Source organism: Mesotoga sp. B105.6.4, from assembly GCF_002896535.1.
Taxonomy (GTDB): Bacteria; Thermotogota; Thermotogae; order Petrotogales; family Kosmotogaceae; genus Mesotoga.
The window spans coordinates 1-15,158 of record NZ_JWIM01000046.1 but is presented as its reverse complement, the minus strand read 5'-3'; the positions used below and the strand labels follow the sequence as shown (position 1 = coordinate 15,158).

Genomic DNA, 15,158 nt, shown 5'->3' with positions numbered 1-15,158 from the left:
GATTATTTAACCTGTCAGCAACAGCTAGACCGGTTGACTTTAACGAATTCTCAGGATAGAATTAATAATGAAGACGCTTTCGAGGCGTCTTTTTTCTTGACTTTATCACGTGGACCCAGGAGATACAACGAGCGATAAACTCACTCAAAGTGATGAAGTTCAGCCATGGTGAGCAAAGTTACTACATGAAAGCCAAATCACTACCCCTTGCTTCGAAGATTCTTTCATTAATGAAGATAACACAACCCGGCAAGGTAACGCCTCAAGAAGAACTCGCTCTCTGAATACAGAGTTTGTAGTGGCAAAATTCTTAGTTTCTAAAAATACTTTCGCTTGTTTAGCTGTTTTCAGAAGATTAAGTGATAAACTCAAGAGTCCCGAATTTTCTCCGGTTCCCTTATGCGAGACGACTTCATTTTCAAAGAGCTCTACTTTGATTTCAGATGAAAGTGACTCATCTACCTTTCCACTCATCCTTCCCTCAACAGGCGAAATGAGCTGTGGTCCGTTAGTTTTTCTTGCATTAATTCGCAGAAGAAACCTCCTCTGTCTCAATTCAATGAACACTCTATCCTCAGATACGTCTAACATGATTATGCTTACGCCCTTGTACGTGGTAAACCTGTAAAGCTTCTCTCCCAGAATAAACGCACAGAGACAACCGGTGAAACTCTTCCCCAACCATGGAATTGTTGCAATAGAAAGTATTAATGAAGTCCTATTCTAATCGAAGTTGTTGCTCTGCATCCAAATCCAGGCGTCTGGCAAGGATCTTCCCCAATCCTTTTCTATATAGCCTTTGCCTCCAGTTAGATCTATCACTTCATCATCTATCTCGACCTCTCATTCCAGATAGTGGTCCATTCTAACTACACCGTGATAACACTCCATGTAAGGCACAAAAGAGAACGGTCACATAATCCCGGGAGAGTAGAATCTCCTTGGTCATAGAAAAGGGTCAATCAGTCGAATTTCACCGACGATTTTCTGATTATCGTCTTCCATATTCAAAACCGCTCTGTCAGTCAAAAACCGATTATTATCGATCTCTACGGCAAAGCGCTTTGGATCGGAACGAAAACTGTCTAAAAGTAAGAGATGTTGCAAGATTCATTCCTGTTTCCCGAAAGAAACTGAATAAAGCAGTGCGATTCGGTTCATCCGGAAGACATGGATACTCCTGGAATGACAGCAAAGGATTTATACCCTCTTCTGTCAACAAACTTGAAGTACCATCCTTCAAAGAAGCCCTTTTTAGAAGCACTGCCATGATATAGGGTTGAATCGAACAACGCGTTTAGATTCACGAAGCACCTCCACAAAGATACTATTTGTCTGAAACGGGATACTCTGCAATATTCTCAAGTATACAGTTCCTTCAGAACTGCTTAATGTTAAAATTGATTATTATTAAATAGGTTAACAGCCGCCGAGATTTGAATGCAGAATCGGTCTGATCTGTGATTCCTTTTGAGTGATGTTCTATCTTCGGGATTTTATTCTGAAATCATAATCTCTGTAATCGAATTGTGGGAGGTAATAATGGGAGATGAAGTCCACGTACTATTAGAATTCAGCGAAGGCTTCTCTGGATCGGGAATAACTGACTCCGGATACCAGATTAGAATTGGCGCTGATGGCGCGGTCCCTTACGACTTGCTCTTGATGGGTCTGGGCTCTTGCTTGTACGCAACGTTTCTGGAGATCCTCGGTAAGAAGAAGATAAGTTTCACCTCAACCAAAATCGAGGTGTCGGGTGAGAAGAGGCGAGAAATCCCAACAACTCTTGAATCTTGTTTCATCACAGTCATTATTGTCGGAACAGATAAGTCTCATTGGAAATCAGTAGAGAAATCTTTTGAGTTGGCCACAAAGTATTGTTCGATATATAAGACGATTTCTGGTGTAGCAGAAATCAACTGGGAAGTGAGTTTTGGTTGACCTGAGCTTTGTTCGAAAGGCTGGTTGTTATGAAGAGAATGGGTGATATGTTACTATCTCCGAATAGCGGTTCAGAAATAATGATAGGAAATACCGCGATTGTAAGAGCGATGCTGGAAGCAGGTGTTAGGGTTGTTACTTCGTATCCCGGATCTCCCACTCCAGAAATTGCAGCTGCAATAGCCTCTCTCCCTGCTGAGAAGAACCCTATGTACTTCGAGTTCTCTGTAAATGAAAAGGTTGCGACGGAGGTTGCCTTCGGGGCCTCAGTTAATGGGCATCTTTCGTGCGTGTTCTTCAAGAGCGTCGGCATAAATGTGGCTGCAGATACTTTCGTTCAACTCTCTCTAATGGAACTCATTGGAGGCATGGTAATTGTATTGGGCGATGATCCGGGAGCAAACTCCTCACAAAATGAGCAGGACAACCGTCACTATGCGCATCTCTCATACACTCCAATCCTAGAGCCTTCAACACCTTCAGAAGCATACTCGATGTTTCTAGAAGCATCAAGACTTTCGCAAGAGATGCGTATGCCTGTAATTGTGAGACTCTCGACTCACGTATGCCACGCCAAAGAAAAGGTGGAGTTTAAGGAATTGATTTTCCAGGTGCAAGATAACCGGCCAAAATTCAGTCTTGAGAATGGGCCATATATTCCAATAACTGCTGAAGCTCTTAAAATGAAGCGAAGAGCTCTGAAGAAACTCGAGGAGTTCAGAAAGACTACGGAGAAAAGCTGCCTGAATAGTGTCATTGAAGGCTCAGACAAATCAAGAGGGGTAATCACGGCCGGAGCCCCATTTCTCTCTCTTCAGGACGTCCTTAGTCTGTCAGATAAACGTCCGGATATTCTCAAGCTGGGAATAGTGCATCCTCTTTCTGAAAGGGAAGTTGTGGATTTCCTTTCTTCTCATGAAGAGGTAAAGGTCCTTGAAGAACTTGACAACGTGATAGAGAAAGAAGTCAAGGCAATTGCGTATGACCACAAACTGAATACAAGAATAACTGGAAAGCAAGACATCGAGGACTGGATAGGAGAGTATACACCAGACAAAGTTAGGGAGGTATTGTCAAGAATCTGGCCTGACGTTGTCAGTCCTCCTGGAGTCGAAACTGAGCCAATCGAGCTTGCGCCAAGACCAGCTCAGATGTGCCCTGGCTGCGGTCATAGATCAGCATTCTACGCCATCAAGAAAGTCCTACATGCCTCTGATATTTCCGTGGCAGACATTGGATGCCATACACTCGGGTATCTCGAGCCGTATAGAGTGGGGCAAGTACTTCTTTGCATGGGGCATTCAAGCGGAACTGCTTCCGGCCTTTCATTATTCAATGACACAAGAAGAGTCGTGGCCTTCCTTGGTGATTCCACTTTCTTTCATGCAGGACTACCGGGCATTGTCAACGCGATCTTCAACAAACATAATTTCACACTGATTGTCATGGAAAATGGCACAACAGCAATGACAGGTCATCAGAATCATCCCGCCGTCGGGCGGAACTTCAGAGAAGTGACTCAGAAGATTCCCGTTAGGAAGGTTCTGGAAGGACTGGGTGTAGATAATATTCGAGAAGTCGATGCCTACAACCAGTCAAAGCTTAAGCAGTACGTTGAAGAAGCCCTGGCAGAAGACGGCCTCAAAGTCATTATCGCCAAACATCCATGTATGTTGAAGTTCACAAGAGAATTGCGCAGAAGCGGTAGGTCACTGCCGAACCCCGTGAGAGTCGGCAACAAATGCAACAGGAAGTACATTTGCGTCAGTGACTTTGCTTGTCCCAGCTACCAGCTTTCTGATGACGGTTCGGTCCGGGTACAAAACGATCTCTGCATAGGAGACAGATCTTGCGTCCAGACATGTCCTTCGGATGCGATTGCTTCCGAAGATAGATAAAGGATGTGAGAGAATGGAGAAATTCGACATATACATTACGGGAGTTGGCGGTCAGGGAATAGGTTTCCTCAGTGAAGCTCTATTAAGAGCGATCGACCATTCCGAGCAGAGGGGTATTGGGGCAGACACACACGGATTGGCTCAGAGAGGTGGCATGGTTTCTTCTCACTTAAGAATCGGTCACGGTGCCTACTCGGTTCTGATAATGAAGCACAGCGCAGACATGGTTATAGCACTTGAGCGCCATGAGGCTCTGAGAGGAATGGGAAACTATCTGAAGAAAGGCGGAACACTTATATACTATGATACTGTCTGGCAACCACTGGAAGTTCGTCTAGGAAGAGCAGAAGAGATTAAGAATGAAGATATTGAGCGAGAAGCCGACAAGAGAGATGTAAAGGTAGTAAAGGTATTGGTCGAGAATTTGAAAGATTCTAGAATGCAAAACGTAGTTCTCATGAGCAAGATTGCTCATGAGGGGCTTATTCCAGGTGTAACCGTTAAACATTTCGAACTAGCTCTCTCAGACCTTATGGAAGGAGACCTGCTCAGGAACAATCTTGAGCTCTTTGGAGAGCTTTCCAAACAAGGGTGATTAGCATGGCCTTCGATGTTGCAGTCATTGGTGCGGTCGGAATCGATACGAATGTCTATCTGTCGGATTCTAAAGTAAATCTCTCTGTCGAAACGAGTTTTGGCGAGAACCTTGATTGCATAGGACAAGCAGGTGGATATGCCTGCCAGGGTTTTGAGAGACTTGGTTATAGAGTCTGCTTTGTTGGTTATGTCGGCGAAGACTTCTCAGGGAAATACATTCGACAGATTCTTACAGAGTTGGGTATAGACACCAGTCTGCTGATGATAGACCCACTAGGAACGAAGAGAAGCGTAAACCTCATGTATATGAACGGAGGCCGAAAGAACTTCTATGATGGCAAAGGGGCAATGAACCTCTGCCCCAATATCGAAGACATTAGGTCACATCTATCTGGAACAAAGCTAGCCCATGTAAACATCGTGAACTGGACTAGATTTCTGCTTAAACCACTGAAAGAAGAGGGCCTAATTCTTTCGGTAGATATCCAGGATGTCACAGACTCAGACGATCCCTATAGAAAGGACTTCATAGAAGAGGCTGATGTTCTATTCTTCTCTTCAACAAACTTCGCTGACCCGTATCATCTGATCAAGAAGTATCTCGAAATTAGAGGCGACAGGATAGTCGTATGTGGAATGGGGAAGAGGGGTTGCGCAATTGGCTCAAATAAGGATATTGAGTACTTCGATCCAGTTGAATTGGAAGAACCCGTTGTGGACGCAAATGGGGCCGGCGACAGCCTCGCCGTAGGTTTTCTTTCAAGTCATTACTTCGAAGGCTATTCAATAGAAGACGCGATTCTGAGGGGTCAGATAGCTGCTAGATATTGCTGCACAAAAAAGGGAACATCATCGGAGCTAATAACGAGTGAGCATCTAGATAGGCTGTTCAAACAGATCAATAAAAGTCGCAAACAAGATCAGTAAACGCTACGGGATTATCTCTGAGTCAATCAGAAGAGGAGTGCCGGCTAAGAGCCGGCTTCCCCTCTACTTTCATTCAGGTCTCACATCCGGAAAGACAATTACGTCTTTACTTGGCAGACCCACGAAAAGCACTTCATTTGTTATGTAATTCATCACTACAATCCTGTGCATGCCCTGCTGGTCCTTCTCAGTGAAGTATACGAGATTCCCTTCTATCTTCACTGAAGGTACCGGCGCATCCATGAAGAGAGTGCTGTCAGATATTACCCTATCCCGGCCGTTCACCGTGTCAAACACATGCAAAGAGGCGTACAAGAAGTCCGCATAGTCCTCAGGATACTCAAAATAGACTATTTTCCCGTCTTCACCAAACTCAGCCCAGAAAGCCGGCGCATCTGTATTCAGTACAGACTCTGTGTCAAGCTGAACTATGTTTCCTTCGTAATCTATCACGAACGTCTTCTCGTTTGAAAGAAAGACAAAGTGATTGTAGTCTTCAATCGTTTCTTGCACTTCTCCAGATTCCACATCTATAATCGAGAACACATCCCAACCGGTGGACACAGCTATTCTTGATCCATCAGGAGACCATGCAACCGGTATCATACCGTAATCTGCCTCCATTGACCATAGGACGCCAATATCACTGTCAACCATCGAAATTGTCTCTCGCCAGGTGTCCATTAGCAAGAACCTTGTTCTGTCAGGCGAAAGCGAATAGACGTCAACTCCATCGAATCTCGCCTTTTTCTCACCTTCTACGACAACCCCGCCCATATTTTCGGAGATGTAAACGTAAGTACTGGCATCCAAGAACTGCCCGTATATGGAATTGACTACCGTACCCTGAAGAACTCCCTCAATATCGTAGAATCCTATGCTGATTTTCTCAAAATCGAAGTTTACTGAAGTATATGATACTACCGAAACCTCCTCAGTAAGGATTTCGGTTAATCTCTTCGGCTCAGGAACTCTGGAAACCCAGGAGAAGATCCAGGAAAGTTCAGGATAATTCGCAACAAACTCCTGAATATTCGCGTGCAACGACGTTTCGTCATCTGAAAGCACAATCGCTCTGAATAACGCATTGACATTGTCCGGGACATATATATAGTAGATCAGAGCCAGGGCTTCGTGAATCTCAGTTCCATCATCATATGCTTTACCCTGCAGAAACCATTCTACTGCGTCATCGTAAAAGCCTTTCTCAAGATCAAAAATCCCATTCAGGTAGTAGAACATCGGTTCCCTCTCTAGCAATCGAGAGCTCTCGTTCAGCAGATTTCTTGCAGCATAAAAGTCATAGTCATCTATCATCCCAATGATGTAAGGTATTAGATAGTCAGTCTCCCCGAAATCCTCAACTAGAATTCTAGATACTATCAAATTCAAATCTGCAGGATACAGTTCAACAGATTGATCATGTAGGAAGATGTATGTTTCTAGCTGCCCTTCTCCAAGTCTGTCAACAGATTCGCGGACTATCTCTTCAGATAGATCCCAGCTGCTGTTCACTGCCTTAAGATACAGAAGCAGCGAATCTTTATTGGGCTTAAGCTCAAAGAAGACTCCAGAGACATCCTCGGCATAGTCTGAGTAATAGTTCTCGAGAAGTCTCTCAGTTCCGTACTTGATCACTTGAAACATAGGTTCTGGAACTTCATCAATCGAAGCTACTACATCTTTCAAAAGCGTTCCGTAGCTCTCGAAGTCATAGTTATCATCGTAGATCTTCAATAAAGCCTGAAGGCTCTCCACATCCATAGGATTCTCGGCCAGCTTGGCTCTGAGTTCTTCAACTTGCGCCGTCACAATCAGCGGCGTAATGAGTAGAAGCAGTACGAATATTAGTCTTTTCATCGAAACACCTCCTCGGACAATTCTAACGCTGTCGGTAGTGCATAGCTACCACGTTGAAGTGTCTATTCCTAGAAAGACGCCAGCTCACTGTCGACAAAGATCATGAGCTCCGACAAGTACTCTTCTGAGAAGTCAAATTCTATCCCAGCGCTTTCAAACAACTCATCAAGCGGCCTTGAGTAACCCATTGATAAGAACCTCTTGTAATCTTCTATTGCGCTTGATCCATTTTGCCTGTAATTTCTGTATATCGCGAGAGCACCGAGCTGAGCTATTCCGTATTCGATATAGTAGAAGGGGTTCGTAAAAATATGAGGCTGAAGAAGCCATCGGATTCTCTTTTCACTTTCCAGGCCAGTCCAGTCAACACCTGCATTGAAGCGTTCAAAGATTTCGGCAAACTTCTCGTCTCTTTCATCGGGAGAATGATCGGGATATGTATAGATCCACTGCTGAAACGAGTCAACAACCATGCACCAGGGTAAGAAGCTCAAAGTACCGGTCAGTTCTTCTCGCCTGGCAATTGTTATCTCATCTGCGCTGTAGTACTCGTCCCAGTAATCCATCGTCAGGAGTTCCATAGACATAGAGGCAAGCTCGGCTGCTTCATGCGTTGTATGTCTGTACGTGATCAACCTTTCGTCTGCCGTAGCAAATGAATGCATTGCGTGGCCAGACTCGTGAAGGATTGTCCGGACGTTTGCAGGAGTTCCCGTAGCATTCATGAAAATAAATGGAGCACCAGTTTCATCAAGAGGATAGTTATAGCCACCTGGAGCCTTTCCCTTTCTGTTTTCAAGATCTAGCAGGCCGTTATCCCTCATCTTAGATAAGTTTTTACCGAACTCTTGATCGACTCTCTCAAGAATCCTGATAGCTTTGTCAACAAACTCATTCATATTACTGAATGGTTTAAGCACCTTCCCTGAGGGTACAACATTCATGTCCCATGGTTTCAACCTCTCCAGTCCAAGCTCTCGACTTCTTTTCTCATTTAGCTTGGAAACGTAAGGAACCACTACCTTCTCTACTGAATCGTGGAATCTAAGCACATCCTCGACCGAATACGCAAATCTGTTTTTCTTCTGGTGCATATAATCCCTGTAAGTTGCAAAACCTGCATTCCTCGCCTGCGGAACTCTTATCGAGAGAAGTTTGCCAAACAGATCCTCCATGCTCTCATGAACTTCTTTCAGCTTTACCATCGAAAGGCGCCATGCCTCTTCCCTGATTGAACGATCAGGTTCAAGTTGAAACTTTGAGAGTTGAGACAGTGTGTACTCCTGTTCTCCATACTTAACAGTCAGAGAACCAATACTTGCCGCATATTCAGAACTTAAATTCTTCTCCTGAACCTCCAGAGGAAGGTTCTCTTCTCTGAATAGTTTTACTGTATTGGAGACGATCGTATCGAAGTTCTCGTATCTGATTCGATCTAATTCGCTTCTGAAATCACTGTCTAAATACTTTTTCATCAGCATAATCCTATAAGGCTCCGCTTTGGAATATACCTCAGCGTAGAATCTCGAGTACTCCTGCCTCTTATCCTCGCTGTCGGCAGCCCTAGTCATGTCTATATACTTCCACGCGAGTCTTTCCTGAAGAATCATGAACAACTCACTCCAGAAGTAAAGAAAATCCTCAAGAGAAGCTCTATCTACTATCGGATACTCTTCCAGTCTCCTGAGCTCTTTCTCAAGATCTTCCCATATGGAGAGGTCAACGTCTTCGCCGACATATCTTCTCTGAAGCTTTCTAATTGTCTTGCCACTCATTATTGAACCTCCTGTCTCGAATATGTGTAGTCAGTGTAAACTAAATTATACACGGTCTGCCCTTCAGTCGTTGAACACTAGATCTCCATAACCAATGTTTTAGCAGATCCCGACTCAGTTATTGGAAATCGTTCCTGCAATGATAGACTTATCATTAGAAGGAGGCATTAAATTGTCGCGAATTGCCGTTGTTGGTGAACTGCTTATTGACCTGATATCAAGCAGTTTTGTGAGAGATCTTGGCGAAGCTACTTCTTTCAAAAGATACTTTGCCGGTTCTCCAGGAAACCTTGCTGTAAATCTTCATGATCTAGGTGTTGACGCTACTCTTCTCTCCAGAGTAGGCGATGATTCCTTTGGAAGAGCTTATCTTAAACACCTCGCTTCGCGAGGAATAAATATCTCTTATGTTCAGAGAGACGTGGAAGCACATACTTCAATCGTATTCGTTTCGAAGTCACAATCATCCCCACAGTTCATAGCTTTTAGAGGTGCGGATTGTTTTCTTGAAGAACCGGTGGATATCGTGAGTTTTCTCAAAGATGTGGAATTCATTCATTTCACATCTTGGCCATTCTCATGTGAGCAGTCGCGGCTGGCATGCATGAAGCTGGTGAGAAAGGCATTGGAAGCGGGAATAAAGATAACATTTGATCCCAACTACAGAAGGGTTCTCTGGGATCGAGAGGATGATGGTTCGGAATTCATAAAGGAATTCCTGAAGTACGCATTCATTGTAAAACCTTCTGAAGATGATGCCTTACATATCTTCGGTACCGGAGATCCTCATGAATACATTGATAAGTTTCATAATGCCGGCGCCTCAAATGTCGTCCTGACTTTGGGCCACAAAGGATCTGTGATTTCTGACGGTCACAAAACTGAAACACTCTCTCCATGCGCAAGAAGAGTAGTGGACACCACCGGTGCGGGAGATGCTTTTTGGTCCGGTATCCTATATGGCCTCCTTCAAGGGAAGGATATCTTTGAATCGGCCGCTTATGGGAACTATTGTGCCGCCTTTAGAATCGAACATGAGGGAAAGGATGTAATTCTGCCTTCTATAGACGCTTTGAAGGCCATTTTCGAGGCAGGTGATGACTTGTGAGAGTGGCATTTATAAATCCCCAGGGAAACTTCGATAAGAATGACAGCTACTGGACAACGCATCCGGACTTTGGAGGTCAGCTGGTCTATGTGAAGGAAGTTGCATCGGCTATGTCAGAAATGGGGATTAACTGTGACATAATAACGAGAAGGGTTATCGACGACAAATGGCCTGAGTTTGCCGAGGAATTCGATTCCTATCGAGGAAAAGATAGCCTCAGAATCATAAGAATCCCTTTTGGTCCAGAAGGCTTCTTGAGCAAGGAGAGACTTTGGCCTTTCTTGGGGGAGTTCGCAAGACGAATTAAAGAATTTTATTCGTCGGAAAGAACTTTACCGAATTTCGTTACTACTCATTATGGGGACGGAGGTTTGACGGGAGCTATGCTATTCAAAGACACAGGAATCCCTTACTCTTTCACAGCCCACTCCCTTGGGGCTCAAAAACTCGACAAACTACTGCAGACTGGAGCTGATCGTGCAGAGATAGAATCGAGATTCAACTTTTCCTTCCGAATAGCGGCTGAACGCATTTCGATGAAGTATTCGGCAGTAAACTTTGTTTCCACTTCTATGGAGAGGTTCCAGCAGTACAGTCACAGACTCTATCGAGACTTTTCAGAAGTGGGCAACGATTCAAAATACTCCGTTGTTCCCCCTGGAGTCAACACAGACATCTTCGCTGCAAGTCCTACTGAACTTGACACAATCATTGAAAAGAGATACAAAGAGGTGGTAGAGAGATTCTCTAAACCGTCCAGACTCCAACTCCCGATGATCATCATTTCTAGCAGATTGGAACAGAAGAAGAATCACATGGGAGTAGTAAGGGCCTTTTCTAGGGACGGCAAACTGAACAGTTCCTGCAATCTTATTATTGTTACTCGGGGTCTGAATAATCCCTATGATGAGTACAAATCTCTTCAAGAACCTGACCGAACTGTTCTGGGCGAGATTATTGATCACATTTTCAAGAATAATCTCGAAGAGAGAGTCCTCTTTATGAACATAGAGAATCAGTTGGAGCTTTCAGCTCTATACAGAATAGGGGCAAAGAGAAGATCTGTTTTTGCCCTTACTTCCCTGTATGAACCGTTCGGACTTGCCCCAATCGAGGCTATGGCCTGCGGTCTACCGGCTGTTGCAACATCTAACGGAGGCCCTACAGAGAGCATGAGAGAAAACAATGTTGAATACGGAGTTCTGGTGGACCCTCTTGAAACGGATGATATCGCCAGAGGGTTGAAAAGGGTCCTTTTCACCAGTGAAGATTTCTGGAATGAATTGAGCTCGAGAGGTATTGACCGTGTTACTGAGAAATACACATGGCGTTCTACTGCGGAAGGTTATCTTAACCAGATCAAAGAGAAAATCAGGTCTGAATATCCAGAGCCTGAAATCCCAGACTATCTTTACTCTGGTGATGACATCCCCTTCATTGAGTAATCTGCCTGTATAACAATTGGCATTCCGGGGAGCTCTGCCGAAGAACCCGCAGTAGCCGGCTAACAATTTCGTGGATGACGGAGGGAAGATGTGAAGTACAACTTTGACAGAGTTATCGAAAGAAGAGGAACGAATTGCATAAAATGGGACCACGCCAACCTTTTCTTTGGGCGGAATGATTTGCTACCTATGTGGGTTGCCGACATGGACTTTGAGTCACCTCCCGAAGTTATTGAAGCGATAGTTGCCAGAGCTAGACACGGCATCTATGGTTATACTGCGAGATCAGACGGATATTACGAATCGATTGTAAGATGGCTCAATAAGAGACATGGATGGAAAATCGAAAAGGAATGGATTTCACATGCACCGGGAGTAGTAGCGGCAGTTCACATAGCGGTGATGGCGTTTTCCCATCCAGGTGACAAAGTGATTGTCCAAACTCCAGTCTACTATCCTTTCTTCAAAGCGATTACAGAGACAGGACGCCAGATGGTTCGGAACCCTTTGAAAGAATCCGGTTTACATTACACAATGGATTTTGATGATCTTGAGAAGAAGATCGATTCAAGAACGAAGATTCTTATTCTCTGTAGTCCTCACAACCCGGTTGGAAGAGTATGGAAGGAAGATGAGCTTTCTAGACTCACTGATATTTGTTTCAGGAAAAACGTGCTAATAGTATCAGACGAGATCCATTCAGACCTGGTTTTTGGCAACTGCAAACATATTCCAACTGCGGCGATTTCTGAAAGTTCATCATCTATCACGTTGACTTGTTTGGCGCCAAGCAAGACCTTTAATCTCGCAGGGCTTTCATCTGCAGCAGTGATCTCTTCAAACAGAAGACTTCTCGACGAATACTCAAACATGCTGAACTCTTTGGGCTTAGGGATGTCGAATGTTTTCGGTACAGTTGCTCTAAAAACAGCTTACAACCATGGAGAAAAATGGTTGGAAGAGCTGCTGAAGTACATAAATGCCAACTTTGAGTACATGAGAGACTTCTTGAAAACCAACTACTCAGAAGTGAGAGTCACTGAGCTTGAAGGTACTTATCTCGCATGGGTCGATTTTAGAGCAACGGGTATGAGCGTTGAAGAACTTAGAAGTTTTCTCTACGAAAAGGCAAAAGTCGGGTTTGAGGATGGTTCAGTATTCGGTATCGAAGGAGAAGGATTCATGAGAGTAAATCTCGCATGCCCCAGAGCTATACTTGAAGAAGCGATGAAGAGATTGATGGAAGCCAGGAAGTGATCCAAAAGTCAAACTACTTCGAAACTTCGTAACTTACTCCGACAGAGAGAAAAGAAATACATAGAGACTTAAGAAACGGTCACGTCGAGTTAATTGACATATTGCTTGTTTCAACTAGAATAATCCAAGAACTAGAACCTAATGCAGAACTTAAAAACACCAGCTTTGCTGTTCGACACGACACGATTAAACAGATGCAGATATTCTAACCCCACCCCTGTTCGGAAATTCCCAAATCGCAAACAGACCCTCAAAGAGAGGGTCTGTTTATTGTTGTATAAATGTCCTCGGCCACTTATCTGTTTAACTTGAACGAGGTGTATCGTCTGTTATCGGTAAACACTATGTTGAGACCGACAATCTCAGAAACTCTCTTCATTGTATCTAAGGTATAGAAAGATATGTGACTCATATCCCTCATGTAGTACCATTCTATGAATTCCTGTCTGTCCTCAGGATGGAAGAGCGTCATCACTGATAGAACTCCATCATCTTCTAGACAGTCGGAAAGCATTTTGAAATACGCAATGGGTTCATCTAGGTGTTCAAAGACTTCTGTTGAGGTTATGAGGTTGTACTTTTTCCCCAGAAAGACCTTCTCTGGCGAGAAGTAGTAATCGTATATCTCCATATTGAATCCATAATCCCTTTCAAGTATCTTTGCAAGAACCGGTGTCGGACCACTCCCAAAATCAAGCCCTCTTCTTCCTTCAGATAGAAAATCGGTGACTGCGGTATCGATGAAGTCTCTGAAATAGGCAACGTATCTCGGATCGTCAATGCTGTTGTTGTGTCTTCTATAGATCTTTAATTCATCTTCCGGAGAGATCCGATCTGCCTCGTGTTTCGAGATGAAACCGCAGTTATCACAGCAATTGTAACCCACCCCGAATTTGCGGTGAACAATTCTTTCGGTTTTCGAGCCGCATATTAGGCAGTTAACAGCCTTCCTTTCATCAATCACAATTGCCTCCTTCAGTTCTTTTACATTATACATCTGGCGTCCAGTCGAGTTGTTTTGTGCAGGCAAACGAGTACACCATTTGGGCTATTATGAGATTCTATGATGCAGTAACTAGAATTTATGCACAGTGAAGTTGATCATTTCCAACAATCTTGCAGTACTTGGAAACAATCATTTGTCATTGAAGTGTATATTTCTCCAAAGAGCATACGAAAGATGGTGACATTCACTATTTTTCTTTAGTACAGAGCAAATTATGGAATTGAGTTGAAACTTAGTTATTGTAAGTGAAGATTCTTTTAGTTAACGCCTTGACTTTTTATGTTTTGTTGTGATATATTATGAATGTAGAACCAGAGATTAATAAAAAGGGGTGTAGATATGAGAAAAGTTAAGGATCCAGCTTCCATTGAAAGAGCCGTTCAGAAGTTCAAGGAAAAGGTTGCCAAGGAGTCTTTCCCACAGTATCTATGAAGGAGGTGAGAAAGATGAAAGGAAGAGAAAGGAAGATTCATTACAAGGAAAGTGAGTTCTACCCGGAGATCGTTGAAGATTCACTGAGAGCTAGACCGATTAACGTTAGGTAAGAGAGAAGGAGGAGAGTAGATGAGATTTAAAGAGAAGAGAAACTTGAAGGCAATAGACAGATTGATCGAGAGTGAAAGAGACAGCGTTTACAGCAATCTATTATTCAGTCCAAGATTCTAAGAAGAGGAGGGATGAAGATGAAAAGGAGAAGCATGAAGGAAGTAGACAGGATGATTTCTAAGGTAAGAGAGAGTGCGTTCAGTTCTTTGATGACACGTCCAAGGTTTTAACTCCGTGGAGAAGGAGGTGAGATCATTAGAGAGAAAAGAAGAGAGAATTTGGCAGATGTGGATAGGTATTTAGAGAAGGTAAAGACCGATGCTCTGAAGAGATACATGACCTCCATCCACAGCTGAGAAGAAGGCGAGGCGTGTAAATTGAGAAAATCCATTACAATACTCCATACCAAATAACTGAAGATCCGTTCCATAACTTTCTAAAGGGTCTTCAGTTTTTTGTGTAAGACTCTGTGGAAAGAGATGGAAGAAATGAAGGCGTAAAACACACCACTCACCTTCGGTGGTCATTTAAACTTGTTTGGTAAAGAGCCATGGTAGTGAACGTTACGGGAAAAGGCGGGACAGCGATCCCGTCAGGTGAGTACCAGAGGAGACGAATACAAGTGAACCACCGTGAACGTGTCGTAAGGACCTTTAGTGTCATCTAAACCGGGAGGACCAACTATCCCGGGATAAGTCTGGAGGAAACCTGCTTACTGTCCAGATGGTGACCGGCATACAGGTGGCGTGACCCTGGTACAGGCTTCGATTAGGAACTTGGGAACCTGGATCTGGATGT

Annotated in this window: 13 protein-coding genes; 7 read left to right on the top strand and 6 right to left on the bottom strand. The window is 43.8% G+C overall.

Annotation, left to right across the window (positions count from 1 at the left end; all coding sequences use genetic code 11):
- Window positions 1–159: 159 nt before the first annotated feature.
- The 3 genes from RJ60_RS16255 to RJ60_RS16245 all read right to left on the bottom strand — a co-directional run bounded on the left by RJ60_RS16255 (window position 160) and on the right by RJ60_RS16245 (window position 1,307).
- Window positions 160–567, bottom strand: a complete 408-nt coding sequence (locus tag RJ60_RS16255) for a hypothetical protein (protein ID WP_258006276.1) — start codon at window positions 565–567, stop codon at window positions 160–162.
- Window positions 568–723: 156 nt separating this feature from the next.
- Window positions 724–822 carry a tocopherol cyclase family protein gene (locus tag RJ60_RS16250; RefSeq protein WP_243392439.1) on the bottom strand — a complete coding sequence of 33 codons (99 nt, stop codon included), beginning with the start codon at window positions 820–822 and terminating at the stop codon, window positions 724–726.
- 335 nt (window positions 823–1,157) lie between these two features.
- On the bottom strand, window positions 1,158–1,307 hold the full coding sequence (locus RJ60_RS16245; protein WP_243392438.1) for a hypothetical protein: 150 nt from the start codon (window positions 1,305–1,307) through the stop codon (window positions 1,158–1,160).
- Window positions 1,308–1,542: 235 nt separating this feature from the next.
- On the opposite strand from RJ60_RS16245, the gene RJ60_RS10310 reads away from it, so the two are divergent.
- Genes RJ60_RS10310 through RJ60_RS10295 form a run of 4 tightly spaced genes read left to right on the top strand, consistent with a single transcriptional unit; the run spans window position 1,543 to window position 5,363 of the window.
- Window positions 1,543–1,941 (top strand): OsmC family protein, encoded by a 399-nt coding sequence (locus tag RJ60_RS10310; protein ID WP_103134682.1) that lies wholly within the window; start codon window positions 1,543–1,545, stop codon window positions 1,939–1,941.
- A 29-nt stretch (window positions 1,942–1,970) separates the two neighbouring features.
- Window positions 1,971–3,839: a thiamine pyrophosphate-dependent enzyme gene (locus RJ60_RS10305; protein ID WP_103134683.1), complete on the top strand. Its 1,869-nt coding sequence runs from the start codon at window positions 1,971–1,973 to the stop codon at window positions 3,837–3,839.
- A gap of 13 nt (window positions 3,840–3,852) precedes the next feature.
- Entirely contained in the window at window positions 3,853–4,434 is a 582-nt protein-coding gene (locus tag RJ60_RS10300; RefSeq protein WP_103134684.1) for a 2-oxoacid:acceptor oxidoreductase family protein, read from the top strand.
- Between the two features lie 5 nt (window positions 4,435–4,439).
- On the top strand, window positions 4,440–5,363 hold the full coding sequence (locus tag RJ60_RS10295; RefSeq protein ID WP_103134681.1) for a carbohydrate kinase family protein: 924 nt from the start codon (window positions 4,440–4,442) through the stop codon (window positions 5,361–5,363).
- Window positions 5,364–5,432: 69 nt separating this feature from the next.
- Here the strand turns inward: RJ60_RS10295 and RJ60_RS10290 are convergent, their stop codons facing one another.
- Together RJ60_RS10290 and RJ60_RS10285 are read right to left on the bottom strand one after the other, a co-directional pair.
- Window positions 5,433–7,223, bottom strand: coding sequence for a YncE family protein (locus RJ60_RS10290; protein WP_103134680.1), 1,791 nt, complete (start codon window positions 7,221–7,223; stop codon window positions 5,433–5,435).
- Window positions 7,224–7,291: 68 nt separating this feature from the next.
- Complete coding sequence (locus RJ60_RS10285; RefSeq protein ID WP_103134679.1) at window positions 7,292–8,998, bottom strand: M3 family oligoendopeptidase; 1,707 nt, start codon at window positions 8,996–8,998, stop codon at window positions 7,292–7,294.
- 172 nt (window positions 8,999–9,170) lie between these two features.
- On the opposite strand from RJ60_RS10285, the gene RJ60_RS10280 reads away from it, so the two are divergent.
- From RJ60_RS10280 to RJ60_RS10270, 3 genes are all read left to right on the top strand, one after another.
- Window positions 9,171–10,106 (top strand): carbohydrate kinase family protein, encoded by a 936-nt coding sequence (locus tag RJ60_RS10280; RefSeq protein ID WP_099830870.1) that lies wholly within the window; start codon window positions 9,171–9,173, stop codon window positions 10,104–10,106.
- Window positions 10,103–11,551, top strand: coding sequence for a glycosyltransferase (locus RJ60_RS10275; protein WP_103134678.1), 1,449 nt, complete (start codon window positions 10,103–10,105; stop codon window positions 11,549–11,551). The genes RJ60_RS10280 and RJ60_RS10275 overlap by 4 nt, the downstream gene beginning before the upstream one ends.
- Before the next feature lie 90 nt (window positions 11,552–11,641).
- Window positions 11,642–12,808, top strand: a complete 1,167-nt coding sequence (locus RJ60_RS10270) for a MalY/PatB family protein (protein WP_103134677.1) — start codon at window positions 11,642–11,644, stop codon at window positions 12,806–12,808.
- A 295-nt stretch (window positions 12,809–13,103) separates the two neighbouring features.
- Here the strand turns inward: RJ60_RS10270 and RJ60_RS10265 are convergent, their stop codons facing one another.
- Window positions 13,104–13,772 carry a class I SAM-dependent methyltransferase gene (locus RJ60_RS10265; protein ID WP_243392437.1) on the bottom strand — a complete coding sequence of 223 codons (669 nt, stop codon included), beginning with the start codon at window positions 13,770–13,772 and terminating at the stop codon, window positions 13,104–13,106.
- Window positions 13,773–15,158 lie beyond the last annotated feature (1,386 nt).